The 24,575-nt window shown below is 47.7% G+C and carries 23 protein-coding genes; 12 read left to right on the top strand and 11 right to left on the bottom strand.

Annotated elements, in window-relative coordinates; all coding sequences use genetic code 11:
- The first annotated feature begins 10 nt into the window (after window positions 1-10).
- The 7 genes from D0S45_08625 (at window position 11) to D0S45_08595 (ending at window position 7,483) form a co-directional block, all read left to right on the top strand.
- Window positions 11-328, top strand: a complete 318-nt coding sequence (locus tag D0S45_08625; protein TIH16471.1) for a hypothetical protein — start codon at window positions 11-13, stop codon at window positions 326-328.
- Window positions 329-465: 137 nt separating this feature from the next.
- A complete protein-coding gene (locus tag D0S45_08620) occupies window positions 466-2,532 on the top strand; it encodes a HAMP domain-containing protein (protein ID TIH16470.1) in 2,067 nt (688 codons plus the stop codon).
- Window positions 2,533-2,721: 189 nt separating this feature from the next.
- A complete protein-coding gene (locus D0S45_08615; GenBank protein ID TIH16469.1) occupies window positions 2,722-3,903 on the top strand; it encodes an ABC transporter substrate-binding protein in 1,182 nt (393 codons plus the stop codon).
- A gap of 51 nt (window positions 3,904-3,954) precedes the next feature.
- The gene (locus D0S45_08610) at window positions 3,955-4,863 is read left to right on the top strand and encodes a branched-chain amino acid ABC transporter permease (GenBank protein ID TIH16468.1); all 909 of its coding nucleotides are present in this window, start codon (window positions 3,955-3,957) and stop codon (window positions 4,861-4,863) included.
- A 15-nt stretch (window positions 4,864-4,878) separates the two neighbouring features.
- Window positions 4,879-5,955, top strand: coding sequence for a branched-chain amino acid ABC transporter permease (locus tag D0S45_08605; GenBank protein TIH16467.1), 1,077 nt, complete (start codon window positions 4,879-4,881; stop codon window positions 5,953-5,955).
- Window positions 5,956-5,981: 26 nt separating this feature from the next.
- Window positions 5,982-6,749, top strand: coding sequence for an ABC transporter ATP-binding protein (locus D0S45_08600; protein ID TIH16466.1), 768 nt, complete (start codon window positions 5,982-5,984; stop codon window positions 6,747-6,749).
- Complete coding sequence (locus tag D0S45_08595; protein TIH16465.1) at window positions 6,749-7,483, top strand: ABC transporter ATP-binding protein; 735 nt, start codon at window positions 6,749-6,751, stop codon at window positions 7,481-7,483. Before D0S45_08600 ends, D0S45_08595 begins: the two co-directional genes overlap by 1 nt.
- A gap of 184 nt (window positions 7,484-7,667) precedes the next feature.
- Here the strand turns inward: D0S45_08595 and D0S45_08590 are convergent, their stop codons facing one another.
- Both D0S45_08590 and D0S45_08585 read right to left on the bottom strand, forming a co-directional pair.
- Complete coding sequence (locus tag D0S45_08590; GenBank protein TIH16464.1) at window positions 7,668-8,135, bottom strand: pyridoxamine 5'-phosphate oxidase family protein; 468 nt, start codon at window positions 8,133-8,135, stop codon at window positions 7,668-7,670.
- Entirely contained in the window at window positions 8,110-8,805 is a 696-nt protein-coding gene (locus D0S45_08585) for a trimeric intracellular cation channel family protein (GenBank protein ID TIH16463.1), read from the bottom strand. Before D0S45_08585 ends, D0S45_08590 begins: the two co-directional genes overlap by 26 nt.
- 261 nt (window positions 8,806-9,066) lie before the next feature.
- On the opposite strand from D0S45_08585, the gene purU reads away from it, so the two are divergent.
- Window positions 9,067-9,936 (top strand): formyltetrahydrofolate deformylase, encoded by an 870-nt coding sequence (gene purU / locus D0S45_08580; GenBank protein TIH16462.1) that lies wholly within the window; start codon window positions 9,067-9,069, stop codon window positions 9,934-9,936.
- A 141-nt stretch (window positions 9,937-10,077) separates the two neighbouring features.
- Here the strand turns inward: purU and D0S45_08575 are convergent, their stop codons facing one another.
- Window positions 10,078-11,661 (bottom strand): hypothetical protein, encoded by a 1,584-nt coding sequence (locus D0S45_08575; protein TIH16461.1) that lies wholly within the window; start codon window positions 11,659-11,661, stop codon window positions 10,078-10,080.
- 289 nt (window positions 11,662-11,950) lie between these two features.
- On the opposite strand from D0S45_08575, the gene D0S45_08570 reads away from it, so the two are divergent.
- On the top strand, window positions 11,951-12,253 hold the full coding sequence (locus D0S45_08570; GenBank protein ID TIH16460.1) for a zinc-ribbon domain-containing protein: 303 nt from the start codon (window positions 11,951-11,953) through the stop codon (window positions 12,251-12,253).
- Here D0S45_08570 and D0S45_08565 read toward each other — a convergent pair.
- A complete protein-coding gene (locus D0S45_08565) occupies window positions 12,219-12,671 on the bottom strand; it encodes a hypothetical protein (GenBank protein TIH16459.1) in 453 nt (150 codons plus the stop codon). The genes D0S45_08570 and D0S45_08565 overlap by 35 nt on opposite strands.
- 590 nt (window positions 12,672-13,261) lie before the next feature.
- Between D0S45_08565 and D0S45_08560 the strand changes: the two genes are divergently transcribed.
- The 3 genes from D0S45_08560 (at window position 13,262) to D0S45_08550 (ending at window position 16,518) form a co-directional block, all read left to right on the top strand.
- Complete coding sequence (locus tag D0S45_08560) at window positions 13,262-13,942, top strand: anaerobic ribonucleoside-triphosphate reductase activating protein (protein TIH16458.1); 681 nt, start codon at window positions 13,262-13,264, stop codon at window positions 13,940-13,942.
- Window positions 13,890-15,941 carry a ribonucleoside triphosphate reductase gene (locus D0S45_08555; protein TIH16457.1) on the top strand — a complete coding sequence of 684 codons (2,052 nt, stop codon included), beginning with the start codon at window positions 13,890-13,892 and terminating at the stop codon, window positions 15,939-15,941. The genes D0S45_08560 and D0S45_08555 overlap by 53 nt, the downstream gene beginning before the upstream one ends.
- Before the next feature lie 199 nt (window positions 15,942-16,140).
- Window positions 16,141-16,518 carry a response regulator gene (locus D0S45_08550; protein TIH16456.1) on the top strand — a complete coding sequence of 126 codons (378 nt, stop codon included), beginning with the start codon at window positions 16,141-16,143 and terminating at the stop codon, window positions 16,516-16,518.
- Window positions 16,519-16,571: 53 nt separating this feature from the next.
- On the opposite strand, the gene D0S45_08545 is transcribed toward D0S45_08550, so the two are convergent.
- The 7 genes from D0S45_08545 to D0S45_08515 form a co-directional block, all read right to left on the bottom strand.
- On the bottom strand, window positions 16,572-17,360 hold the full coding sequence (locus tag D0S45_08545) for a protein-glutamate O-methyltransferase CheR (GenBank protein TIH16608.1): 789 nt from the start codon (window positions 17,358-17,360) through the stop codon (window positions 16,572-16,574).
- Between the two features lie 94 nt (window positions 17,361-17,454).
- On the bottom strand, window positions 17,455-18,711 hold the full coding sequence (locus D0S45_08540) for an HDOD domain-containing protein (GenBank protein ID TIH16455.1): 1,257 nt from the start codon (window positions 18,709-18,711) through the stop codon (window positions 17,455-17,457).
- Between the two features lie 106 nt (window positions 18,712-18,817).
- Window positions 18,818-19,870 (bottom strand): N-acetyl-gamma-glutamyl-phosphate reductase, encoded by a 1,053-nt coding sequence (locus tag D0S45_08535; protein TIH16454.1) that lies wholly within the window; start codon window positions 19,868-19,870, stop codon window positions 18,818-18,820.
- Between the two features lie 120 nt (window positions 19,871-19,990).
- Window positions 19,991-20,293 (bottom strand): DUF1844 domain-containing protein, encoded by a 303-nt coding sequence (locus D0S45_08530; protein ID TIH16453.1) that lies wholly within the window; start codon window positions 20,291-20,293, stop codon window positions 19,991-19,993.
- A 68-nt stretch (window positions 20,294-20,361) separates the two neighbouring features.
- Window positions 20,362-23,016 (bottom strand): DNA polymerase I, encoded by a 2,655-nt coding sequence (gene polA, locus D0S45_08525; protein ID TIH16452.1) that lies wholly within the window; start codon window positions 23,014-23,016, stop codon window positions 20,362-20,364.
- A 49-nt stretch (window positions 23,017-23,065) separates the two neighbouring features.
- Window positions 23,066-24,058 (bottom strand): phosphoesterase, encoded by a 993-nt coding sequence (locus D0S45_08520; protein ID TIH16451.1) that lies wholly within the window; start codon window positions 24,056-24,058, stop codon window positions 23,066-23,068.
- A gap of 2 nt (window positions 24,059-24,060) precedes the next feature.
- Window positions 24,061-24,567, bottom strand: coding sequence for a cobalamin biosynthesis protein (locus D0S45_08515; protein TIH16450.1), 507 nt, complete (start codon window positions 24,565-24,567; stop codon window positions 24,061-24,063).
- Window positions 24,568-24,575: the final 8 nt, after the last annotated feature.

The raw sequence follows: 24,575 nt of genomic DNA, 5'->3' as shown, positions 1-24,575 counted from the left end.
GGAGAAATCAATGCTGAAAAAAATATTTTTAAGCACCATACTGCTTCTTTTACTGGCAGGATGTTCCGGTCACACCACCAGCATGCAGGATGTAACCTCCTTCTGCCGATCACTTTCCACGGAAGAGTTTTGCGATACTCAGGATTCCATATGTGCTAAATATTCCGAAATAATGCTAAGCCCTTACAATTCAGCCAAAGAGTGCCGCATGAGCTGCGAAAATGTGCGCATGAAGTTGAACCGTCATCCTGAGCAACAGGAATGCCTGCAACTTATCAGAAACGTCGAAGGAAAATGCAACGAATTCTGTAATTCAAATTACAAATAGTGCCCGGCCAAATTTCCGTGCACCTTGCAAGTCAGAACTCTCTGGCGTAATAGCTAATCAAATATACAGGCAGTGCTTCTTTTAAAAGAAGCACTGCCTCTGATTAATATTAACCAAACTAAAGGATTTTTTGCGCCATGCTAAAAAGGTTTACCGTCGGACAAAAAATATTCTGTAGCTTTATTGTTGTTTTTATCCTTTTTGGAATTGTGAGCATGGAATCAATGCTGGCACTGCAAAAATCCTCCACCGGGTTCACTGATTATCGCGACTTTGCCAAGGATTCAAACCTGATCGGGAAAATTCAGGCCAGAATTCTTCAAGGGCGTACCTACGTCAAAGATTATATTATTACAGGCGACGATAAATACAGCCGTAAATACTCTGAAAATGTAAAAACAATATTTCCCTTAGTTATACAAGCTGAAAATGAACTCGCATCAGAAAACCGAGTCATGATCATAAAAGAGATCAAGACGCTACTTACGGATTACGATGCAACCTTCGCCGAAGTAGCTAAGGCGCAAAAAGAAAGAGACATGCAGGCAAACACCGTTCTGGTTCCCGCCGGGGATCTCATGGAACAAAATTTTGAACACATTATCAACAACCTGGGCAAATCAACAACAAACGCTCCAGCCCTTTATCATTGCGCCAAAGGAGTGCGTCACCTTGTCCTTTGCAGGCTATATACAACTAAATTTATTGATAAAAGCTCAGAAAAACACAAAGAAAGAGCTCTTGCCGAGATGGATGAAGTCAATGCCGAACTTCTTCAGCTCAGCTCTCTTTTAAAGGGGCAGAACCAAATTCTGCTTAAAGAAATCAAAGAGGCGACGATAGCCTACACGCGGGGACTGAGTGAACTATTTTCGCAGACGGCAACCCGCGACAAGTTACTCAATACGGAACTGGATATAATGGGTCCCAAGATGGCTACCCTGATCGAACAGGCCAAATCATCCATTATTTCCGATCAGGAAAAACTGGGCCCCTCCTTGCAGGCTCGTAACGACAGGGCCATTTTAAACACTTATATTTTCGGGATCATCGCCTTTGCTCTGGGTGTTGTTGCGGTTTTGCTGGTCGGGCGAGACATAACCCTACCCCTGCGCAAAGTTGTTGAAGCCGCCTACCGCATTGCCGAAGGCGACATGAGCAAAGAAATCAAAGGCACTGACCGCAAGGACGAACTGGGTTCACTGGCCCGGGCATTCAACAAAATGACTAGTTCGCTCAATAATATGGCCGGAGCCATGGAAAGGGTTGCAAACTCAGACCTCACGGTGGAAGCAAAGCCCCGCTCTGAAAACGACACCATCGGCAAAGCTCTAGCGACCATGGTTGAGACACTAAAAGGTGACAACCAGCAAATTCACGAAACAGTACGTACACTTTCATCCTCACTGAGCCAGATTTCAGCGGCCTCTGCGGAACTGACTGCCAGCGCGGCTGAAACTGCCAGCGCAGTAGCTGAAACAAATGCAACTGTTGAAGAAGTAAAGCAGACGGCCCACCTCTCCAATGAGAAATCAAGGCAGGTAGCCGACGTGGCCCGCAAAGCGGTTTCCACGTCCCAGCAGGGCAAAAGAGCTGCTGAAGATGCTTCTTCAGGAATGAAGGATATCCGCACCCAGATGGACACCATTGCCCAGTCCATCGTAAAACTGTCTGAACAGTCCCAGCACATCGGCGATATTATATATGTAGTAAATGATCTGGCTGATCAATCTAACATTCTGGCTGTGAACGCTTCCATTGAAGCTTCAAAAGCCGGAGAAGAAGGACGCGGCTTCACTGTGGTTGCAAGAGAAATCAGAAATCTCTCAGACCAGTCCAAACAATCAGTAGCCCAGATACAATCTATCCTTGCTGATATCCAGAAGGCAACCAGCTCCGCAGTCATGATCACCGAACAGGGTGGTAAGGCTGTAGAAACAGGCGCGAACCTTTCCTTTCAAACCGGGGAAGCAATCCTCAATCTGAGTACGGTAATAAACCAATCGGCCCAGTCTTCCGCCCAGATCGCTGCTTCAAGTCAGGAACAGCTGGCCGGGCTTGATCAGGTTGCTGTGGCTCTCGGTTCCATCAAACAGGCCGGGGAACAGAACCTTGAAAGTTCACGCCAACTCGAAGAAGCGGTTAAGGACCTCGACCAGCAGGCCCGCTCCCTCAAGGACATGATGGACAGATTCAAGCTCTGATCCTTCACTACTCCATACGCAAAATATTAAGGCCCTCCTGACGAATTTCATCAGGAGGGCCTCTCTTTTTGCGAAATCATTCTTCACCCTCCTTTTTAAAAAAAACCTTTTGAAAACCCTTATTTTACGATATTTTCAACTATCTCTAAGACTCAAGCATATCCCCAATGAACATCTCAGGAGGTAAGAATGAAGAAAATGATTATCAGGTCACTTCTGGCCCTCATGGTACTTGGGCTGGCCCTGATTATTGTCAGCGGCTGTTCTAAAAAAGAAGAAAAAATCAAGATCGGTTTCAACATCCCGCTCACCGGAGATATTCCTAAAGTAGGGGAGGCCTCCAAAAATGCAGCAGAAATGCTCCTTGCTGATATCAACGCGCAGGGTGGCCTTGAAGTAGGAGGCAAAAAAGTACCTCTTGAATTCTTTTATGAAGACAACGAATCAAAAGCTGAATCAGCTGTTAACGTAGCTCTCAAGCTGATTGAACAGGACGGCGTAGTCGCTATCATCGGCCCTAACTCCTCCAAGCAGGCTGTTCCCGCAGGCGGTACCTGCAACGATAACCGCACCCCCATGGTCTCTCCATGGTCAACCAACCCGGATACCACCAAAAATCGCCCCTGGGTTTTCCGTGCGGCATTCCTCGACCCCTTTCAGGGTCCTGTAGCTGTGAACTTCGCCACCAAGCAGTTCAAAGCCAAGACCTCTGCGGTTCTCTTCGACATTTCCAACGACTATTCCAAAGGCCTTGCTGAAATTTTCAAGGAAGTATTTGAAAAGAAAAACGGCAAAAAATCCATTGTGGCCTTTGAATCCCACGGAACCAAGGATCAGGACTTCTCCGCACAGCTGACCAAGATCATCAACTCCAATCCTGATTTCATCTTTGTCCCCGATAACTACAATCAAGTTGCCCTTATCGTTAAACAGGCCCGCGACCTCGGCTACAAAGGTCCATTCATGGGTTCTGACGCATGGGGTTCCGCAGAACTGATGAAGCTTTGCGGCGATGACTGCAAAGGCCAGTTCTTCTCCACCCACTACGCCGCAGCCGGAGCCAAGGGTGCAACCAAGGAATTCATCGACCGCTACGAAGCAAAATACGGCGAAACTCCTGACGATGTAGCCGCCCTCACTTGGGACGCAACCCGCCTCGTACTTCAGGCCATTCAGGATGCGGGCTCCTACAGTTCCGACTTGAAAACCGAACGTAAGGCCATCCGTGATGCCCTAAGCTCCATCAAGGAATTCGCAGGAATCACCGGTTCCATGAAATTCGACAGTCAGGGTGACCCCATCAAATGCGCTGTTGTTGTACGCATCGATGAAAACGGCAACTTCGTATTCGCCGAATCCGTCTGCCCTTAGTCCTATCAAAAACAGTCGGCGGGATTCAGGCCCGCCGACTGGGAGAGAAAAGTGGATATCCTCATTCAGAATCTGCTCAATGCCCTGCAATGGGGTAGCTTCTACGCGCTCATTGCGCTGGGCTACACCCTTGTTTACGGTGTACTGCTCCTGATCAACTTCGCCCACGGCGATATATTTATGGTCGGGGCCTACATCGCGTTTTTCGTGGCCACCGCCCTTCTCGGTTTCTTAGACTTTGCCCCGTGGATGGTATTGGCATTAACCGTTCCCCTAACCATGATTCTCACCGCCGGAGTCGGGGTTACACTGGAACGTATTGCCTACCGCCCCTTGAGACGAAAGGGAGCGCATAGGCTTTACGTGGTCATCACCGCCCTTATGTGCGGCCTGATTCTGGAAAACGGCAACCTTGCGCTGCTGGGTGCCAGCCGTAAAAAATTTCCCGAACTGCTCGATAAAGTGATTTACACTTTCGGTAACGTTTCCGTCACCAACCTTAAAATCATTGTTATTTTCGCTGCTATTGCCGTCTTCCTGCTCCTGCAATTCATCGTCACCAAAACCAAAATCGGCATGGCCATGCGCGGAATTTCCTACGACAAATTCGCAATTCCGCTCATGGGAATTCCCATCGATAACGTGATCGTATTCACCTTTGTACTCGGTTCCGGCATGGCAGGACTGGCAGGACTGCTTTTTGCCATGTCCTATCCCATTCTTGAACCGTATATGGGTGCGCTCATCGGCTGGAAAGCTTTTATAGCAGCAGTTGTAGGCGGTATCGGGGACATTCGCGGGGCCTTTATCGGCGGCTTTCTGCTCGGATTCATCGAAGTCGGAGTTGTAGCCCTCTTTCCCTCCACCTTCCGGGACCTGTTCGCCTTTTCCATCCTGCTGGTAATCCTGTGGATTAAGCCCACCGGACTATTCGGCGTTGCCAAAACGACCAAGATTTAAGGCGGGATCATCATAATGCAGAAGTACAGTTTTAATATCGGAATATGGGCAATGGCCGCCATTGTAGTGACCCTTTCCCAGTTCGGCGCGCTGGATCTATATATCCAGTCAGTAATCATGTTTATCGGCATCAACATCATCCTTTCTTCCAGCCTGAACGTGGTCAACGGGTACATGGGGGAATTTTCCTGCGGACATGCTGGTTTCATGTGTATCGGGGCCTATGTCTCTTCCGTTCTGAGCGTAATGTTTTTTGCTCAAGACAAGATATTCGGTGCCCCCATCCTGCCCCCGGAACTGGCACCGCTAGGATTTCCCATCATAATAATTATTGCAGGTCTTGTTTCCGCTGTAGCCGGACTCATCGTGGCAGTCCCTTCCTTCAAGACAAGGGGCGACTATCTGGCAATCATTACCATTGCCGCCAACTATATGGTCATTTCAGCCATTGAAAACATGGATATCATCGGTGGTCCGCGCGGATTCATGGGTATGAAACGGGTACTCAACGCCATGGAAGACGTGGTCGATATCCCGTGGATGATGATCTGGGTGATCCTCGGAACATTTGCCAGCATCTGGATGATTCGCCGCTTTGTTTCTTCAACTTACGGTAAGGGCATCATGTCTATTTGTCAGGATGAAGTCGCAGCTGAAATCATGAGTGTAAATACCAACAAAATGAAAATGGCCGCCTTTATGCTTTCCTCCGGCCTTGCCGGGGTAGCGGGCGCACTTTTCGCCCATGTTCTCGGTTACGTTAACCCGCAATCTTTCAACATTATGAAATCCACCGAGTGCTTAGTCATGGTTTACCTCGGCGGCATGGGATCGCTGGGCGGTTCAATCCTCTCCGCGATCTTCTTCACTGTAATGCTCGAACTGCTGCGTTTCATTATCCCGGCAATCGACACCGGACTGCATTTCCTGAACCTGCTCCCGGACAGTTATCATCTCAGTCAGGTCTGGAAATGGGTGCTCATCCCGCTGACCCTGATCCTGCTCATGCAGTTCAGGCCCGAAGGAATCATGGGCAACAAGGAACTGCCCGACCTATTCCCGCGGCTTAAGAAATTCTACAAATTCAAGTAGGCAACCCCGCGAGAAAAGGAGATAAAATGTCACTTTTAAGTATAGACGGACTCACACAAAGATTCGGGGGCCTTCAGGCTGTATCCGATTTCAATATCGAGCTTGAAGAAGGCTCCCTCACCGGACTGATCGGCCCAAACGGTGCGGGTAAGACCACTATCTTCAACCTCATTTCAGGATTCTATCAGCCCACCGAAGGAGCCATCACTTTCGGCGGAACTCCCACACGCGGGCTTAAACCGCATAAGGTAACCGCACTGGGCGTGGCCCGCACATTCCAGAACATCCGCCTCTGGCATGACATGACCGTGATGGACAACATCCGCATTGCTCAGCATTACCGCATGGGCTACGGCTTTTTTGATGCCGTCATGCGTACGAAAAATTACTATCTAAGAGAAAAGGAAATTGACCGCATCTCCACCGAGTTGCTCGAATTCATGGACCTGAAGGAATATGCCGAAGAATTACCCACCAACCTGCCATACGGTTTGCAGCGGCGGGTTGAGATCGCCCGGGCCATGTCCATCCAGCCCAAGCTGCTGCTGCTTGATGAACCCGCAGCAGGGCTTAACTCCTCAGACGTTGAAGGACTAATCAAACTCATCAAATGGATTCATGATGAGTTCGACATCACCATTCTCATGATCGAACACCAGATGAAAGTGGTCATGAGCCTCTGCCAATGGATCAAATGTATTGATTTCGGCGCCACCATCGCCGAAGGAACACCTGAAGATATCCAGTCCAGTGAGACTGTTATCAAAGCCTATCTGGGAGATGATTCAATCTGATGAATACTCTACTTGAAATCAAAGATCTCCGCGTCAAATACGGTAATATTGAGGCCCTGCACGGGATCTCGTTCAATGTAAATGAAGGTGAAATCGTCACCCTCATCGGTGCCAACGGTGCAGGTAAGACCACCACTTTACTCTCCATCAGCCGGTTACCCCCGCCGGAAGCACCCAAGGTCCTCTCCGGTGATATCTGCTGGGAAGGCAATTCCATTCTCGACATGCCGCCGCACAAGGTAATCTCCGACCTGCACTTGGCCCTTGTCCCGGAAGGACGCCATATTTTCGGTAACCTCACCGTGGAAGAAAACCTCAAGCTGGCAACCTATGCCCGCAAAGATTCGGTCAAGGATATTCACAGCGATTATGACCGCGTCTTTGCCCTGTTCCCACGTCTGGCCGAACGCCGCAAGCAACGCAGCGAGTCACTATCAGGAGGCGAACAGCAGATGTTGGCCGTGGGCCGTGCGCTCATGTCCAAGTGCAATTTCATCATGCTCGATGAACCTTCCATGGGTCTGGCGCCGCTGCTCATGTACGACATGTTCCGCACCCTCAAGGAACTGAATGAACAAGGGTTGACCATCCTTTTAATCGAGCAGAACGCAAATCTTGCGCTAAAATTCGCCCATCGCGGCTATGTGCTCGATACCGGGGAAATAGTGGCCCAAGGTTCGTCTGCACAGCTTATGGATGACCCTGAAGTAAAGAAGGCGTATTTGGGCGGGTGATGCCTCCGGCGGGTCTACCGACGGTCCCTCCGGGGGCTCAAACCCTTTGAAAAGGGTTTAAGAATCCCAAACTTTTTTAGTTTGGCTTCGCCGCTTCGTATAATATAGTGTGCTTTAAAAATTAAAAACGGCTGTTTTGACTTTTCGTCAAACCAGCCGTTTTACTATTCATGTAGTGAAATAATTACGACTTCCGGCCTTTAGCCGTGGCATGTTCAATATTAATTTTGATAACCGCGGCCTTATCCATATCATTTTTTATATACTTCTCGCCTGCGGGAATATAATCCGGTGAAAGCCTGTGTATCAGCGCAAGCAGAGCCTCTTTTTTCTCATCCCCGGAAACTTTTTCGGCTTTGCCGAAAGCAATAACCGACTTGAATTTTATGCTGAATTTTGAAGGCAGCAGTTCTGTCTCAACATAGACACAGAAAGATACTTTGGGATTAAACGCGATATTATCCAGCTTATGCCCGGTCAATGCGCAATGAAAATAGATAGCTCCGTTATGGTAAACGTAACTAAGCGGAGTCGCATAAGGATAACCGTCCTCACCAATTGTCGCCAATACGCCCTCTTCCCCGGCCTGCAAAATGTCTTCTACCGAACCTTCAGGCAAAATCTTTTTAGTATTCTGAATCTCTCTGAACATGATGGTTTCTCCTATGATTTCGACCTCCCACCCTTACGAACTCTCCGGGAGGGCCCAACCGAATATCAAAAATAACGGCAAATCCACGCAGGGTCAATGTGCTGAGAAACCCGGCAGCCATGGCAACTTCGGGCTGCACATGCAGTTTCATTAAACCAACGTTGACAAATGCCCCGGTCAGCGCGGCCACAGCGTAAAGCTCCCCGCAAAGAATCATAGGCCGATTACCGGTCAAAAGATCACGGATGACCCCTCCCCCGGTAGCGGTCATAACCCCCATGAATACAGCCACAGTCCATGGAACCTGAGACTGCAAAAATGCAACGGAACTCCCGGTAACAGCAAATGCACTAAGCCCGAGGGCATCAAACCATGATGTCGCCTTGTAGCGGTCCTTGATCTCCAGACGGCAGAAATAGGTAAACAAGGTAGCCATGATGCACAGATAAAGCTCCACCGGCTCATGGGTCCACCAGACCGGATGATCCAGAAGCACATCACGCAACGAACCGCCACCAAGCCCGGTAATTGTCCCGATCAGGACATAGCCGACGATATCCATCCTGCGCCTGCCGGCAGCCAGCGCGCCACTTACCGCAAAGACAATATCCCCGAAATACATGAATCCATGGATAGCGGAGTAAACCACTTCTCCGTTCAAAACACTCATATTCAACCTCGAAAGCAGACTGCCTGCATTTATTTTCTAAACATCTTCTTTTTATGAAAACGAAAATCGAGCCTGAGATAATTTCAGATTTAATAATTGTAAAGACATTTTTTCATAATTTCGAAAATTATAACACTTATTCTTAAAACCACAACCGCAAGCCAAAGATTCAGACTTGCTGCTTTAGCTTGCCTGCCATGGATTGAGTTGTTAAAAGTACTCCCTTTTTTGGAACAAATTTATATTTTATCGAGATAAAAAATGACATCATCAAGAGCATCCACAGCATATTTGACTGTATCCTGTAAGGACAGACCCGGTATCGTTTCTGCGGTTTCCGGATTCCTTTTTTCAAAGAATGCAAACATCATCCATTCCGACCAGCATTCAAGTGACCCGGTAGGCGGACGTTTTTTCCTCAGAATGAAATTTCATATGAATGGAATTGAGGACAGCCTTGAAGAATTCAGACAGGAATTTGCCGAAACAGTTGCTGCTAAATTCGAAATGGATTGGAATATTAATCCGGCATGGATCAAGAAAAAGACAGCCATTCTCGTCTCAAAATTCGACCATGCACTTATGGACCTGCTCTGGAGAGCCAAGCGCGACGAACTCCATACCGAGATCACCATGGTCATCAGCAACCACGAAGACCTGCGTGAAGCGGTTGAATCGTTTGGTGTGCCTTTCCACCACGTTTCAGTGGAAAAAGACAAAAAAGAAGAATCTGAGGATAAAATTCTTGAACTGCTGGAAGGCAATGCCGATCTGGTAATCCTCGCCCGCTACATGCAGATTCTGACACCCAAACTGATTGATGCCTACCCGAGCAGAATCATCAACATCCACCACTCCTTCCTGCCTGCATTCGTGGGAGCCGATCCCTACCGCAGGGCAGGAGAACGCGGGGTTAAGCTCATCGGAGCTACCGCCCACTACGTTACCGAGGAGCTGGATCAGGGGCCCATCATCGAACAGGACGTTATCCGCGTTTCCCACCGCCACGACTATGAAGAACTCAAAGTGCTGGGCCGCGATATTGAACGTCAGGTCCTGAGCAGAGCCGTAAAATGGCACCTTACTGAAAGAGTACTTGTGGACGGCAACAAAACTGTTGTATTTGTCTAGTAGATTTTCAAACAACGACAAAAAAACGCTCTCTCGGAAATTTCCGAGAGAGCGTTTTTCTTTTGGATTTCAAAATAACACGACACATAGCCGTCAACGAGGCGAAACCTTACGAAAAGGTTTGGCCGCTGGAAGCATTCTTTACTTTACCGGAGCGGACAATTTCTTGGCAAGCTGCTCGTCACTCTGCTCACCAATGCCGAAACGCATAAAAAGATCATTGAGTTTGCCACGCACATCCTTGGTGGCCTTGGCTACAGCCTGCAAACTGATGAAGACAAGAAATTCGATCTTGAAATCGCCTTTTTCGAACAATCTCAAAATTGCGGTCGCCAATTCTTTTTCAAGAGCCAGCAACTGCATTTCCTTGATCAATTCTTGAGGAGTGTTCTGCTTGAAAATCAGCCAGTTTGCGTTTGAGGAATCCTTGAGCCACAACCTTGCCATGCGGATGCGGGTCATCCCAATTTCATGCAGAGCCTGCACGTCCTTGGTCGATGCACGCCTGCGCTTAAGCACCCGCAGTTGCATCTTACTTTCTTCGCCCTGCATCTTGTTCTTAAGCAAAGAGGAAAACTTCGCCTCGGTAAGATAGATAAAAAGTTTGTCCAAGGCATCCACCCCGAACCTGCGCAGGTATATGGTAAGTACCTTTTCATCACGCTGGGTAAAATTTTTCAGGCCCAGCAAAAATTCACGGACAACAATATCGAGAGTGATACTGACTCCGATGGCACAGGCCCCTATCTGATCCTGCGAAAATTGCATTTTACGAGCCATTTCAGCTTCTTTCTCAGCACTATCAGCAGAATAAGCCGTCTCACGCAGGGCCTCCATGGCACTGTCATAATCATGTTTGAACTTGGTTGTAGCAGGATCAATACAGACAATACGGGCAATACGTTCGACAACATCATTGCTTATTGGTTCATCACCCTGAACAAGTACCCCGCTTTCCAATAGGGAATTGTAAGTCATCTTCAGGGTCCCTGCGGACTCCTCATCCGCTCCGACCTGTTCAAATGCAGTCTGGATACGGGTTTTATCAATGGCGGGAATTTCGGAAGAAAAACGTCCAGTGACATCATCAAAAGGAAAACGCAGGATAACATAATTCTTATCCCTAGTTAGGACATAGCGCTCATTGGTAATGATGTCGGTAAGTGAAGACTCCACATCTTGAGTGATAAACTGATTGATCAGGGCCTGCCAGAAATCCTTATCCAGCTCATACTGCTCAAGCAGGGCATTGTACTTTTTGAGGGCAGGTTCACCAAGATGACGCAGGGTTACTTCTTCGAAATTATCAGAAATAAGACAGGAAGCGTAAACAACCCCCTGAACGGTCTTGATCAGCAGGGTTTCAGCATTGATTAACCGAGAGCGGATGCTGTCCAGTGCCTCTTTATCCTTGCCGTCTTTGAGTTTGCTGTAACGGCCGATCATCAGGATAAATTCACTTAAAATTTTCTTGATGAACTCATGGGCGGGGAGATCGGTGGAGCGGTGACATAGCAAGGCAATAATTCCACTCTGCTGTTTTTCAAGCAGGGGAAATTCATTAATGCGATTGTTATTATACTTGATAAATTCAAGGAACACCTCGCGCTCAAGTACTTCGCGCAGGGTACTGCGCTCCTTAAGGCGAGCCAAGACTTTCAGGTAAAAATCAATCCGCTTATCTTTATCAGGAACCTGCGGGCTTTCCTGGGACACGTCACTCATGAACACTCCATCCACAATTTCTTAATTATTTGCATAAAAATGTCTCAATTCAGCCACAATAGTCAAGAAGTTTAGAATTATAAGCCTTAACCGCTTCTATTGCGCACTTGGCAGAATGCCCTCTTTGTCTCCAAAAGTCAGCCTATAAAAAAGAAACATCTGAAAATAATGGTACTTTTCTTGCTAAAATCAGATAAACAAATAAAATATTGATGAAGTCAAAAAACAGACATCCTACAATCAAGCTATCGAGCCATAAATAGGCAACTATTAAAGGAACTTAAGTTTAATGATAACGTGTACCAAATGCGGCAAAAAAAACAATAACGCGGCAAAAATATGTTCCAAGTGTGGACACAAACTACAATCCGGTCACAAACGACTGGAATCCAATATCGCCCAACAGGAACGAGGGGACATGTTCCGCCTGAAAATGGAAAAGGAGCGCCGTTTCTCCAAACATGGAGAGGCTTGGGTTTACGCCCTTTTTTTGCTCGGTGCTGTTATTTTTTTCACCTACAATCAAATCTACTGGCCCCTCTACGGACTGACTCCCGCTATTGCCCTTCTGGCTTGGTTTCGGAAGATTTAGTTGTCCGGTTCTGCAATTCCTTAATGGCTTTTTCCTGATCCTCTTTCAACAGATCAGGAACGGAGCGTTGCCAAAATTCCAACTCCTTATCGGCCTTCAATTCCTTCTTAGACTTGGGAAAACAACACTTGATAACAGAACGTCGAGTGCATGATGCCGGGAAATATTCAATAACCCCGCACTCATTTTCATCAATATAGAACTTCACACTGCGCCGGAATTTCTTATTCCGAGATATGATGGTTATATCCCCATTCTCTATCTTGCAGAAAAAATCAGTATATTTAGCTGCATAGAAAGAATTGAAAATATAAATATTCCCTCTTTGTTTCCCCACATAGCTGAACTCGTGCTCGTCCTTGCACTGGGACCGGGCAAGAGCACTTCTGGTCAGACACATGGCCCGCTCCTCCTCCATGCTTCTGGCCTGAGCAGGCGAAGGCACATGACTGAGAACGAATAATACGAGCATAAACAAAAGACTTCTCATAAAACCTCGCAAGAAAGGTTATGTTTTCAGATATATAACTTTTCGACCGAAAAGCCGGTCAGCTTTACCCTTGGAAGGGACTCAGCACGCGCAATAATTTTAAATTTCACTGGAAAATTTCTTTTCAAATCACATACTGCTATGCTAAAAGAACTGATCATTTTGTGCAACCGCACAACCTTCCTTACTATTTTCCACTCCTTGTCAAAAACCAATTCCTTACTTTGAAAACAACTTTTTTTCTAAACTTTGTTTAGAAAAAGTCCTGTTTTTTCGACCTCTTTTAAGGTTACGAACCTGTGGAAAACTTTTTCGTTTTTCAAACATTTCCCAATTACCACCAATAATCGCTAAATATGACAATGTAACAACAATTTTTCACTCACCCCCCTGTACAAAACTCATACCCTGAGTTAGTATTCTTCCCGTACCTGTTTCAGCCCCTGATTTACGGGGCATGAGACTGAATCTAAGAAAAAGATCTCTGTAAAACAACATACATTCATCAAAATAAAACTATGAACGAACTCTCTTCTGGATGGAATCATCTTCGCGGTATTGAACCGCTCAGCCTTTGCGACTGGCCGGGCCGGACCAGCTGTGTATTCTTCCTTGGCGGATGCAACTTGAACTGCCCTACCTGTCACAACTTCGACATGGCGTGGAACATGGAGAGGCTGCCGCTTCTATCCAGAGAGGACATGAAATCTTTCCTAAGGAACCGAGCAAAATGGCTTGACGGGGTCACAATCACTGGTGGCGAGCCTACAACGGTACCTAACCTCGGAGAAATCCTCTATGAAATCAAACAAGTATCCAAGCTGCCTATCAAGATGGACAGCAACGGAATGCTTCCTGAAGTTCTGGAAGATATTCTTCAGCAGGGATTGGCGGACATGTTCGCCGTTGACGTTAAAGGACCGTATGAAAAGTATCCTGCCCTGACCGGGCAGGCCGTTACCGCTGAAGCTGCGCAGAAAAACCTTGAGAGGATTTTTGAGCTTGCCGAAGCCAACCCCAAAGCCTTCTATTTTCGTCTGACCAAGATGCCTATCCTTACAGATGAAGATGTCGAAACCGCCAAAGGATACATTCCGGATGGCTTTAACCTGACCATCCAGAACTACATTCCTCCAAGGAGAGATCATGCCCACGCAGATAATGAAGAGAGACGGCCGGTTGGAGACCTGGTCGACTGAGCGCATTGCACAGGCCATTTTTAAAGCATTAGGCGCCAATGGAATTAAAGATCCGCTCATGGCCAAACGCATGGCCAGAAAAGTGGAACAAAAGCTCGACGGAGTCGATATTCCTGAACAGGAACATGTTCAGAATATGGTCGAAGAAGCGCTTATGGATTCCCGGTTGCACTCTGTGGCCAAAAAATTCATTCTCTACCGCGACAACCGCCGCCGACTAAGAAACCAGAAAGACGCCTATCTCGACATCAAAGAAACCATTGATGAATATCTTGAAAAGAGCGACTGGCGTGTGGCTGAAAATGCCAACATGACTCACTCCTTTCAGGGGCTCATGCTTCATCTCTCCGGAACGATTCAGGCCCGTTACGCCCTTGAAAAATACCCTGAAGAAATCAGACTGGCCCACGAACACGGCTATTTTCATATTCATGATCTTTCCTACGGACTGGCTGGCTACTGCGCCGGATGGTCCCTGCGCGACCTGTTGCTCGAAGGTTTTAACCTTGAAGGACGCTCCTGTGCCGGACCGGCAAGACACTTTGACGCTGCCCTCGGTCAAATGGTCAACTTTCTCGGCACTCTGCAAAATGAATGGGCAGGTGCACAGGCTTTCAACAATGTCGACACCTATCTCGCACCATTTATCCGCCATGACGGTCTTACCTACGAGGAAGTGCGTCAGGCAATGCAGAAATTCGTGTTCAACCTGAACACAACTTCCCGCTGGGGCGGCCAGAGTCCATTCACTAATCTTTCATTCGACCTTGTTCCGCCCAAACATATTGCCAAGGAAGCGGTAATAATTGGTGGCAAGCTTCAGGACACCACCTACGGCGAATATGCCGAAGAAATGGAGATGATCAACCGCTCCTTCCTTGAAGTAATGGTCAACGGGGACCAGCATAACCGCATTTTCTCATTCCCCATCCCCACTTACAATGTAACCGAAGATTTCCCTTGGGATTCCCAGATCGGCAAAACCCTGCTCGACCTGACCGCCAAATACGGCGTACCTTACTTCCAGAATTTCATTAATTCAGACCTCAACCCCGAAGATGTGCGCTCCATGTGCTGCCGTCTGCAAATGGATCTGCGCGAACTGCGCAACAAGGTCGGCGGACTGTTCGGAGCAGGCGACCTGACCGGATCCATAGGCGTGGTAACTCTCAACCTGCCCAAGTTGGCTTATCTTGCTCAGGGCGAAGAAGATTTCCTTGATCTCATTGAAGAATACGCTATTCAGGCCAAAAACTCACTCGAGTTCAAACGGAAACTGATCCAGACCAACCTTGATAACGGCATGTTCCCATGGTCCCGCCGTTACCTAAAAAACGGTTACAAAGGACACTTCTCCACCATCGGACTGCTGGGCGGACACGAAGCCTGCCTGAACCTGCTGGGCAAGGGGATTGAAACCCCTTCCGGCGTAAGACTCATGACTCGGGTACTCAACCATCTGCGTGATCTGACATCCCAATTTCAGGAAGAAACAGGCAGCCTCTACAACCTTGAAGCTACTCCGGCCGAAGGAACCAGCTACCGTCTGGCAAAGATCGACAAAGCCCTTTATGCGGATATCCAGACTTCAGGCAACGGAACCCCCTACTACACGAACTCTACAACCCTGCCCGTAGGTGTTTCTGAAGATGTGGTTCTCGCTCTCTCGCATCAGAACAAATTGCAGCCCCTGTACACTGGCGGCTCTGTTTTCCACACATTCCTTGGCGAATCAACAGCCGACATTGATGCCCTGAAGAGCTTTATCATCAAAGCTTTCCGTAACACCAAGATTCCTTATCTCTCTATCACCCCGACCTTTTCCATATGCAAGGAACACGGTTACATTCAGGGCGAACATCATACCTGCCCCGAATGCGGCTCTGAAGCTGAAGTCTACACCCGCATTGTAGGCTACTATCGCCCGGTCAAACAGTGGAATAAAGGCAAGAAAGCAGAATACAAAGACAGGCAGGTTTACAACACCTTCTGTTGCTAACACTTTGCAACACATTAGAACCAAGAGGAGGTCTTTCAAAAGGCCTCCTTTTTTATTTTCAAAAGAAGCTTAACTTTACGTTCATTTTCGTTGCCAAGAAAAATACATTGCATTATGCTTAACAATGAAACTGAGATAAGTCTGAGTTTGATTTTATTGGACTTAATGCTCAAACAAGCACAGATGAGATGGAGAGTATATGCAAATTCTGGTTGTAGATGATGAGCAGATGGTCAGAGAGAACCTTGTTGATTACCTTGAAGACGAAGGTCTGGATGTAATCTCGGTGGGAAGTGCCGAAGAAGCCCTGACCCTGATGAAAACCGAACATGCCGATATCGCCATCGTAGACATGCGTCTTCCGGTAATGCACGGCAACGACCTCATCATTCACCTGAAAGAACTGCACCCGGACATGGATTTTATCATCCATACCGGATCTGTGGACTACGCAGTTCCGCCGGATGTCCGAGCTTACGGAATTTCTTCGGACAACGTTTTGCTTAAACCTGTTGCGGACATGGATATGTTCATTCAGAAGATCAGAACCCTGTTCGGAACCAAGTACGACATCTAACGGACTATTTCCTTAAAAAAATTACCGCCAATTTCCTATGGAAGTCGGCGGTTTTATTTTATCCCACGCATCTTGCGGTAAAGGATCACCGGCCCCATGTGCTCGGTGGTATAGCGGTCCGTGTGCCCGGCCAGAGTTTCAGTGGATCCTAGCATGAGGTAGCCTTTATCAGGCAGCATATCGTGAATGCGGTGAACAATATCAATTTTTGTGCGGTCATCAAAATATATCAACACGTTGCGGCACATGACAAAATCAAATTGTCCCAAAGACCGAAATGAATCAAGCAAGTTAAACTTCTTAAAAGTAACAAGGGACTTCACTGAAGAATCTACTTGCCAGCGACCACCCTTCTTCTCAAAATACTTATCATAACCGGACGGCAATCCCCTTGATTTTTCATGATTGCTGAAAAGTCCTTCTTTGGCCCGATCAACCACTGCTCCGGAAATGTCTGTAGCCAGAATTGAAAAATCCACAGGGGAAATCTTTCCGCCACCGGCTGCTCTGGTCCACTCATGAATAAGCATGGAAAGGGAGTACGGCTCTTGCCCGGTGGATGAGGCTGCACACCAGATTTTAATTTTTGCCCCAGGTCTGCGGCTCTTCAAAAGCTCAGGCAGAACCTTATTTCTTATGGAAGCAAAGGGATGATTGTCACGAAAAAAACTGGTTTCGTGAGTACTGATAGCTGAGACTGCTTCTTCCTTGAAACGAGTGTCACCGGAAACTAAAAGTTTGTAAAACTCACCCCAAGAACGACAGTTGCGGGCTTTGTACAATGATTTGAAACGATGCTGAATCAGATATTCCTTGCCCTCAGAGATGGTCAATCCACACATGCGATAAATCTGCTTGCGCAACAACTCAAAATCATTTTTATCCAGCTTTAAATCTTCGCTGCTCACAATATTCCCTTACCCGATCTTGATCAGATTAATTGTCCCGGCCCATCAGGATAACCTCATTGGCCCACTGCATGGCAGCTAGATGGCTTCTTGCCACTGCAAGAGAAGAAAGATTATTACCCATGATCAAACCACCTAATTCATCCCATTCCGCCTTCTCAAGAAATTTGACCAAATCAAGATATAACGAAGCTGTATTTTTTTTACCTACCAAAGCCTGTATAAGCTCTTTTTCCACTGGTAGTTCTTCCATTAGCTCTGCCATAGGTCTGCCCAACAGGACATCAAGCAGGGAAAACAGCCCCAGCATAAACATTGATTCAGATGAAAGCGGACAATGCTTAATTTCCAAGCATAACAGCTCCAAAAACTTAGCCCTTTTTATGGAAAGAAAAGCAAGCTCGTTACCTGCCGGACCTGAACTCATATCCGAGAGCAGAATCATACGCAGCCAACCTGCCAATTTCCTGTATCCGATCAAAGCAATGGCCTGTTTGATGGAATTAATTTCGTTGGGCAACCCAAAGGTAGGTGAATTCATAAACTTCAACAGGCGATAGCTGATCGACACATCGGAGTTGATGGCCTCAGTCAAATCATCAACATCAAAATCGTCACCACTAATGGAACTCAAGAGCTGCATGCGGTTAAGATTGCTGCTAGAAACTTTCTTTCCGGGTATAATCTCCGGACGACTGAAGAAAAAGCCCTGAAAAAGATCAAAGCCCAGCTCCAAACAACGATGAAACATCTCATTGTCTTCAACTTTTTCAGCCAGAAGCATTACGCCTAACTGTTTGAGATTGCCGACAACATTGACAAGTTCATCAGGTTTCAAATCAAGACAATCGACTTTGACTATATCCGCCAACTCAATAAAAGGCTCAAAGCCCTCCTGTCCGATGTAGTCATCAAGGGCCAGTACATAACCCCGTTCTTTCAGCTCCTTAAGTGCTTCGAGAACATCAGGTTCAGGCTGAACATGCTCCAGAATTTCAACCACACAGACTTCGGGGGGCAAAAAATCAGCAGCCCCTTCCAGCAGCATATTACGGGGGAAGTTGACTAGCAGTCGCTGTCCTTCTTCGATATCTTCCTGAATCAAGCCGAACCCGTCTGCAATCACTTGAGAAGTCGCTGCGTCCTCATCACCGATATCAGCAACGTTGCTTCCCGAGGAACTACGAAAAAGCAATTCATAACCCCAGACGCCTTTCTCCACGTCGAAAACAGGCTGTCTGGCAACAAAGAAAGAATCCAGAAAAGCATCACTACATTCAACCATGAGATCACGTTCCCCGAAGTCGGTTTATAAAGTCTACAGTAAGTCAGAACACAACATATCCCACCGAGATATTAATATCAATCAACGTAAACTATAAAACTTCGATTTAAGGCATCATCGGGGCAAGAGACAGCCCTCTTGTTTCCTCAAAACCAAGCATGAGGTTGGCATTGGCGACAGCCTGCCCGGATGCGCCACGGCAAAGGTTGTCTATGGCGGAAACGATGATCAGTCTTCCACTCCTGTTATCCGGAACAACAGCAACATCACAAAACATGGTTCCGCGTACCCAGCGAGTTTCCGGCAACTGTCCTTCAGGCAGGAAACGGATCATCTTCTCATTTCCGTAAGCCTTTTCATAAACAGCACGGATTTCTTCAGCAGTCACGCCCGGCTTCAACTTAGTGTAGATGGTGGAAAGAATTCCACGATCAATGGGCAGCAGATGAGTATTAAAGGAAACAGTCATATCCTCGCCGGAAGCAACAGCAAGTTCCTGCTCGATTTCCGGGGTATGGCGATGAGTGGTCAGTCCGTAGGCGCGAAAAGAATCAGCAACTTCACAAAAGAGGGTTCCCACAGCAGCCTTGCGCCCAGCTCCGCTGGTACCGGATTTGGAATCAATGACAATATCGGTTGTCTCCACCAGCCCTTCACGCAAAGCCGGGGTCAGACCGACAATTACGGAAGTAGGATAGCAACCGGGGTTAGCAACGAGCTTGGCTCCTTTGACCTGATCGCGATAGAATTCAGGTAGCCCGTACACAGCCTCCGGCAGAAGGTCTTCGCGTGTGTGATCCACCTTGTACCACTCTTCATAAGTCTCGCGGTCACGAATCCTGAAATCGGCACTGAGGTCCACCACTTTGATATTCTTATCGTAAAGCTGTCCGCCAATATTCATGGCGGTCTTGTGGGGCACGGCAAGAAAAACCAGATCACAGGCATCAGCCAGATCATCAACGTCCGGTGCGGTAATTTCCAGCCCACCCAGTTCCATGCCATTGAGGAAAGGATAAATATCAGCGAGCTTTTTTCCAGCCTCGGCACGAGAGGTTACGCGGACAAGCTTCATGCCGTCATGATTGCTCAAAATACGGGTAAGTTCCATTCCGGTATATCCGGTTACTCCCACAAGACCTACTGGCACGGCACTCATAACTATCCATCCTTGCAATAAATATTTAACAAAAGGGCGCAGCTAATCGCGCCCGGAAAAATCAGAATTAAAAGATATACCCGATCAAAGGCATAAAAAAGAAATGTAAAAAAAGACTGGCTATTTCTGGGTCTTCTGCACGTATTTCATTCGCAGATTGTAAAGCAATTCGCAAAGGAGTCGTTCTTCATCTTCGGTCATACCGTTCTTGATTTTGTCTTCAAGCACAGCGAGCACGTCGATGGACTGTTTGGCAAGTATCGGGGAAAACTCAACTCTGCCACTGGAAGGATCAGCCACTTCACCGAGATGAACCATAGCTGAAGAACTCATAGACATGACAAAAGTAGAAAAATTAACCTCTGGGATAGGCATATCCTTAGCATATTCGCTGCCGCAACCACATTTTTTATCGTCAGACATAACTAAACTCCTTAAATAATCTGCCGGATTCTAAAAACATTATCCGCAAGATTCAAGTATTTAAAAAATTAATGCGCCTGAGCCCAGTTGCGCCCTAAACCGAGATCTACTTTGAGCGGCACAGCTAAAGTCGTTACGGTCTGCATGTCATGTTGCAGGAGCTTACCTATTTCTTCGATATTCTCTTCCGGGCCTTCTACTAAAAGTTCATCATGAATTTGCAGGATCAACCTGCCGCCGAGATGCTTGATCTCTGCATTATCAGCTACTTTGATCATAGCCATTTTGATGATGTCGGCAGCACTGCCCTGAATAACAGTGTTGATGGCCTGCCTGCGGGCCTGCGAAAGAACCTGCTGACTGGTGGAATGCAGTTCAGGCAGAAGACGTCTACGCCCGGAAAGGGTAGTAACATAACCTTTCTCACGCCCCTGCTCCACAACAGAATCGTAAAAGTCTTTGAGTACATCCAGCTTTTCAAAATATTTGGCGATAAATTCCTTGGCCTCGTTAATTTTGATGCCAAGTTCGCGAGAAAGCTTCTGCGGTCCCATGCCGTAAATCAGACCGAAGTTAATAGTCTTGGCATTGCGTCTCTCATCAGAGGTAACATCCGCCGGATCACGGTCAAAAAGCAAGGCAGCTGTACGGGAGTGAATATCCTCATCCTGTTCAAAAGCGGAAACAAGGGCCGGATCACTGGAAAAATGAGCCAGTACGCGCAGCTCTACCTGCGAATAATCCGCTGCTGCTAAGCGCAAACCTTCCCCGGCTGTAAAACAGGCCCGCATGCGCTTGCCCTGATCCCCGCGAATGGGGATGTTCTGCAAGTTGGGACCGGAACTGGACAGACGCCCGGTGGCGGTTGCCAGCTGATTGAAATTTGTATGAATCCGCCCGTCGGAATTAACCAGCTTGGGCATAGGTTCAAGATAGGTGGAGCGCAACTTCTCCATCTTCCGGTATTCAAGAATATCGGTGATGATCTCATGCTGCCCGGAAAGTTTTTCAAGCACAGAGTTTGCAGTTGAAAGCGCACCCTTGGGGGTCTTACCTCCGGGTTTGAGACCGAGAGAATCGAACAGAACCGTCGCCATCTGCTGGCTGGAGCGGATGTTGAATGGCTCCTCTGCCCGTTCGTGGATAGTACGAGTAAGCTCATTGATACGTTCGTTGACTTCGGTAAGAAAATCAGCAAATGCGGCAAGATCGATGGTAATCCCGGCCTTTTCCATATCAGCAAGCACAGGGATCAGCGGTATTTCAAGATTTGCGGTAAGTTCATCAAGCCCTGCGGATTTTACGCGCGGACCAAGCACATGCATGAGTGCCAGTGCGGCCAGCCCCTGTGCATCGGGATGAACTTCATCCACTGCGTCAGGCAGTTCATCTCCGGCAAAAAGCATAGCCCGCATACGTTCCCAGCCGTAATTGCGTTCTTCAGGGTTGAGCAGGTAAGCGGCAAGGCTCAAATCAAACCAGCGAGAAAGCGGAATCTCAGCCCATGCTTCATCAGCCCTCAAAAAAGATTTCACATCAGCCACAACAATGGTCTTAGCGGATTGCAATCCGGCGACCAGTTCAGCCGCAGTAACCTTGCACATCCACTCCTGACCACCCAGACCAATGAAAAAAACATTTCCTTCACGAACCAGACCGACTTCCTTGTCTGCAAAATCAGGTAATTCAGCAGCAGAAGAAACTTTCTGAAGTTCAAGACGATTCTCAGGTGCCGCCGGAGCCGGAGTTTCTTCCCCGAACAGGGAAAACTGCCCGGAAGCAGATGTCTTAGGCTTGGCAGCCGGGGCTGGAGTCACAGATGATGAGCCTGCGGTAGCGGGAAATAAAGCTTTCACATCGCGTTCCAGAGAACGGAATTCGTAGGTGGTCATGAACTGCGCGGCACGGTCCTGATCCACATCACGAAGCTTGCACTGACTGATGTCGTAATTGGAACAACTGTCCATGCGCATGCGGGTCAACTGGCGATAAACAAAAATATTTTCCAGCTCATCCTTCATCTTCTTCTGGATGGCCGGTTTAAGATTCTCGTAGTTGTCGCGAATATCCTCAAGAGTGGGGTATTCGGCCATGATCTTGGTGGCGGTAACCTTACCCACGCCCGGCACACCGGGAATGTTATCAGCGGAGTCGCCAACCAGAGCCTGAAAATCCGCCCACTGATCCGGTTCCAGCTTGGTATCTTCACGGAAATCAGCGAGCGAGGTAATCTTTTCTTTACGTCCTACCGGGTCCCACATGAAAACATTTTCATCAAGGCACTGTTTGAGATCTTTATCCGCGCCAAGAATAACCACCGGACGTTCGGATTTGTAACGAGCGGCAAGGGAAGCAATGCAATCGTCAGCCTCTTCACCCTCGGAAACAATAAGCGGCACTCCGAGCACATTCAGGGCTTCTTTGAGCGGTTCTATCTGGAAGCGCAAATCATCCGGCATAGGCGGGCGCTGAGCCTTGTACTGGTCATAAAGCTCGTGACGAAAGTTTTTGCCTTTTCCATCGAGCATGAAAACCAGATACTTGGGCTTTTCCTCTTTTATAACCTTAAGCAGAGTCCGCAGCACAAAGAATAAGGCATTGGTGGGCACCCCGTCAGAACGTTTAAGATCCGGGTAAGCATGAAAACCACGGTAAAAAAAAGCTGAACCGTCAATCAGGTACAGGGGGTCGCCGTCAAAATTCAATTTATCTCTAAGTGCCATTATATGCCTTCGGGGTCAGACCCTGCGATTGTTTTGGATAGGAAAAAGATCAGATGCGCTTTACGGTTTTTTTGCCCTTGGTCAATTTCTTAAGCACAAAGGACTCGGGATCGGCATCTTCAAGAGCTTTCAGCTTAATCTCTGCCCTTGCGGCAGCTTTGTGCCCACCAGCGGAACCGATATCATTAAAAAGCTTGGCGGCCATTTTGCCCATATCTTTGCGCATGCCGTCACCACGAAAAATCACCACAAGGGTATCTTCGTAGATGCCGGAAACAACATCCCACGAAACTCCGTGAACACGCATGAGGAAATCAGCAAGGATGACCAATGTGTCCGGGTTTTCTACTTTGCCGATATGAGAGAAAAGTCCGGGACCGATGCGGCGCAGATTGTAGAACGCACGGGAAAAGTAGCGCAACCAATCAGGATGAATTTCACTGCGGGTGATGCGCTTGATGAGATCCATATCCGCATATTTAGTCAAGTATCTGAAAGCCTTGACGTCGTCATCAATAAAGGGACGCTCAAAACTCTGGGTATCGGTTTTGATACCATACAGAAGTGCGGTGGCCAGCAGTTTGGCCGGACGGATATTCAAATTGTAGAGATACTCGGTCATCATGGTGCAGTTGGCTGCATACTTAGGACGGATGTCCACATACTCCGCATGGGGGTATGGCTCCTCCGGCAGAGGATGATGATCGATGATCACGGAAAATTTCAATCCCTCAAAATCGGGATGATGGTGCGGCTGGGAATCCAAAATTGCAAACCTGTCATATTGGGCCACAAGGGTCGGAATCATCCTCTGGGCCGGGATACGCAGGTAATGCATCATGGCAAGGTTATCAAGACGCTTGACTTCGTTGATGTGAGCAATACCCACTTCAGCAACCCTGCGTCCGATTATGCGTTTAAAAGCCATTGCCGAACCAAGAGAATCCGGGTCGGCATTGACCACCACAAGCCAACGCTCTTCCTTTTTACAAAGGGCGAGCAAATCCTGAAGCTGATCTTCAAGCTGTTTAAAATAAGCCATAGTTACTTCTTCAGGGTCAGGGGCAACCCTGCGGCCACAAGATAAACTTCATCTGCAATTGCGGCCATTGTACGGTTGAGTGATCCGAGCCTGCGAACAAAACTGCGGACTTCACGTGTCATTGCCACCGGGCCGAGCCCCACCTCACATGACACTAAAACAACATCCGGCCCTTTCCATTCAGATAAAAGCCGGACAACCTCCCCGATAGACTGCTCTCCGTCCGCAATTTCGGAACAGGAAAACAGCCAAAAATCCAGACTGTCCACCAGCAGGTGGTCGTATTCTTCTCTAGCCCTGATCAGAACCTGACGCAAGTCCGCTCCGGCCTCAAGAACCGGGATGGACGGGTCACGCTCCAGCCGATGATCCATAATCTGCTGCCGGAAAGCCATGTCACGGGCTTTTCCGGTGGCAATGAAACATTTTCGGCCAGAATATTCTGCAAACAGGTCAAGGGCGTAGTCTGATTTTCCCGACTTATTGCCCCCCAGCACAAATGTAATCAAGCTTTCTC

Origin of the sequence: Marinifilum sp. JC120 (genome assembly GCA_004923195.1) — a bacterium.
In the GTDB taxonomy this organism is placed as follows: domain Bacteria; phylum Desulfobacterota; class Desulfovibrionia; order Desulfovibrionales; family Desulfovibrionaceae; genus Maridesulfovibrio.
The sequence above is the reverse complement of the archived record's forward strand: the minus strand, read 5'-3'. Positions and strand labels throughout refer to the sequence as shown.

What these genes read in the sequence shown, in the direction of transcription:
- D0S45_08625 (TIH16471.1), top strand. Translation starts at nt 11, where the DNA reads ATGCTGAAAAAAATATTTTTAAGCACCATACTGCTTCTTTTACTGGCA.
- D0S45_08620 (TIH16470.1), top strand. Translation starts at nt 466, where the DNA reads ATGCTAAAAAGGTTTACCGTCGGACAAAAAATATTCTGTAGCTTTATT.
- D0S45_08615 (TIH16469.1), top strand. Translation starts at nt 2,722, where the DNA reads ATGAAGAAAATGATTATCAGGTCACTTCTGGCCCTCATGGTACTTGGG.
- D0S45_08605 (TIH16467.1), top strand. Translation starts at nt 4,879, where the DNA reads ATGCAGAAGTACAGTTTTAATATCGGAATATGGGCAATGGCCGCCATT.
- D0S45_08600 (TIH16466.1), top strand. Translation starts at nt 5,982, where the DNA reads ATGTCACTTTTAAGTATAGACGGACTCACACAAAGATTCGGGGGCCTT.
- D0S45_08595 (TIH16465.1), top strand. Translation starts at nt 6,749, where the DNA reads ATGAATACTCTACTTGAAATCAAAGATCTCCGCGTCAAATACGGTAAT.
- D0S45_08590 (TIH16464.1), bottom strand. Translation starts at nt 8,135, where the DNA reads ATGTTCAGAGAGATTCAGAATACTAAAAAGATTTTGCCTGAAGGTTCG.
- D0S45_08585 (TIH16463.1), bottom strand. Translation starts at nt 8,805, where the DNA reads ATGAGTGTTTTGAACGGAGAAGTGGTTTACTCCGCTATCCATGGATTC.
- purU (TIH16462.1), top strand. Translation starts at nt 9,067, where the DNA reads ATGACATCATCAAGAGCATCCACAGCATATTTGACTGTATCCTGTAAG.
- D0S45_08575 (TIH16461.1), bottom strand. Translation starts at nt 11,661, where the DNA reads ATGAGTGACGTGTCCCAGGAAAGCCCGCAGGTTCCTGATAAAGATAAG.
- D0S45_08570 (TIH16460.1), top strand. Translation starts at nt 11,951, where the DNA reads ATGATAACGTGTACCAAATGCGGCAAAAAAAACAATAACGCGGCAAAA.
- D0S45_08565 (TIH16459.1), bottom strand. Translation starts at nt 12,671, where the DNA reads ATGGAGGAGGAGCGGGCCATGTGTCTGACCAGAAGTGCTCTTGCCCGG.
- D0S45_08560 (TIH16458.1), top strand. Translation starts at nt 13,262, where the DNA reads ATGAACGAACTCTCTTCTGGATGGAATCATCTTCGCGGTATTGAACCG.
- D0S45_08555 (TIH16457.1), top strand. Translation starts at nt 13,890, where the DNA reads ATGCCCACGCAGATAATGAAGAGAGACGGCCGGTTGGAGACCTGGTCG.
- D0S45_08550 (TIH16456.1), top strand. Translation starts at nt 16,141, where the DNA reads ATGCAAATTCTGGTTGTAGATGATGAGCAGATGGTCAGAGAGAACCTT.
- D0S45_08545 (TIH16608.1), bottom strand. Translation starts at nt 17,360, where the DNA reads ATGTGTGGATTGACCATCTCTGAGGGCAAGGAATATCTGATTCAGCAT.
- D0S45_08540 (TIH16455.1), bottom strand. Translation starts at nt 18,711, where the DNA reads ATGGTTGAATGTAGTGATGCTTTTCTGGATTCTTTCTTTGTTGCCAGA.
- D0S45_08535 (TIH16454.1), bottom strand. Translation starts at nt 19,870, where the DNA reads ATGAGTGCCGTGCCAGTAGGTCTTGTGGGAGTAACCGGATATACCGGA.
- D0S45_08530 (TIH16453.1), bottom strand. Translation starts at nt 20,293, where the DNA reads ATGTCTGACGATAAAAAATGTGGTTGCGGCAGCGAATATGCTAAGGAT.
- polA (TIH16452.1), bottom strand. Translation starts at nt 23,016, where the DNA reads ATGGCACTTAGAGATAAATTGAATTTTGACGGCGACCCCCTGTACCTG.
- D0S45_08520 (TIH16451.1), bottom strand. Translation starts at nt 24,058, where the DNA reads ATGGCTTATTTTAAACAGCTTGAAGATCAGCTTCAGGATTTGCTCGCC.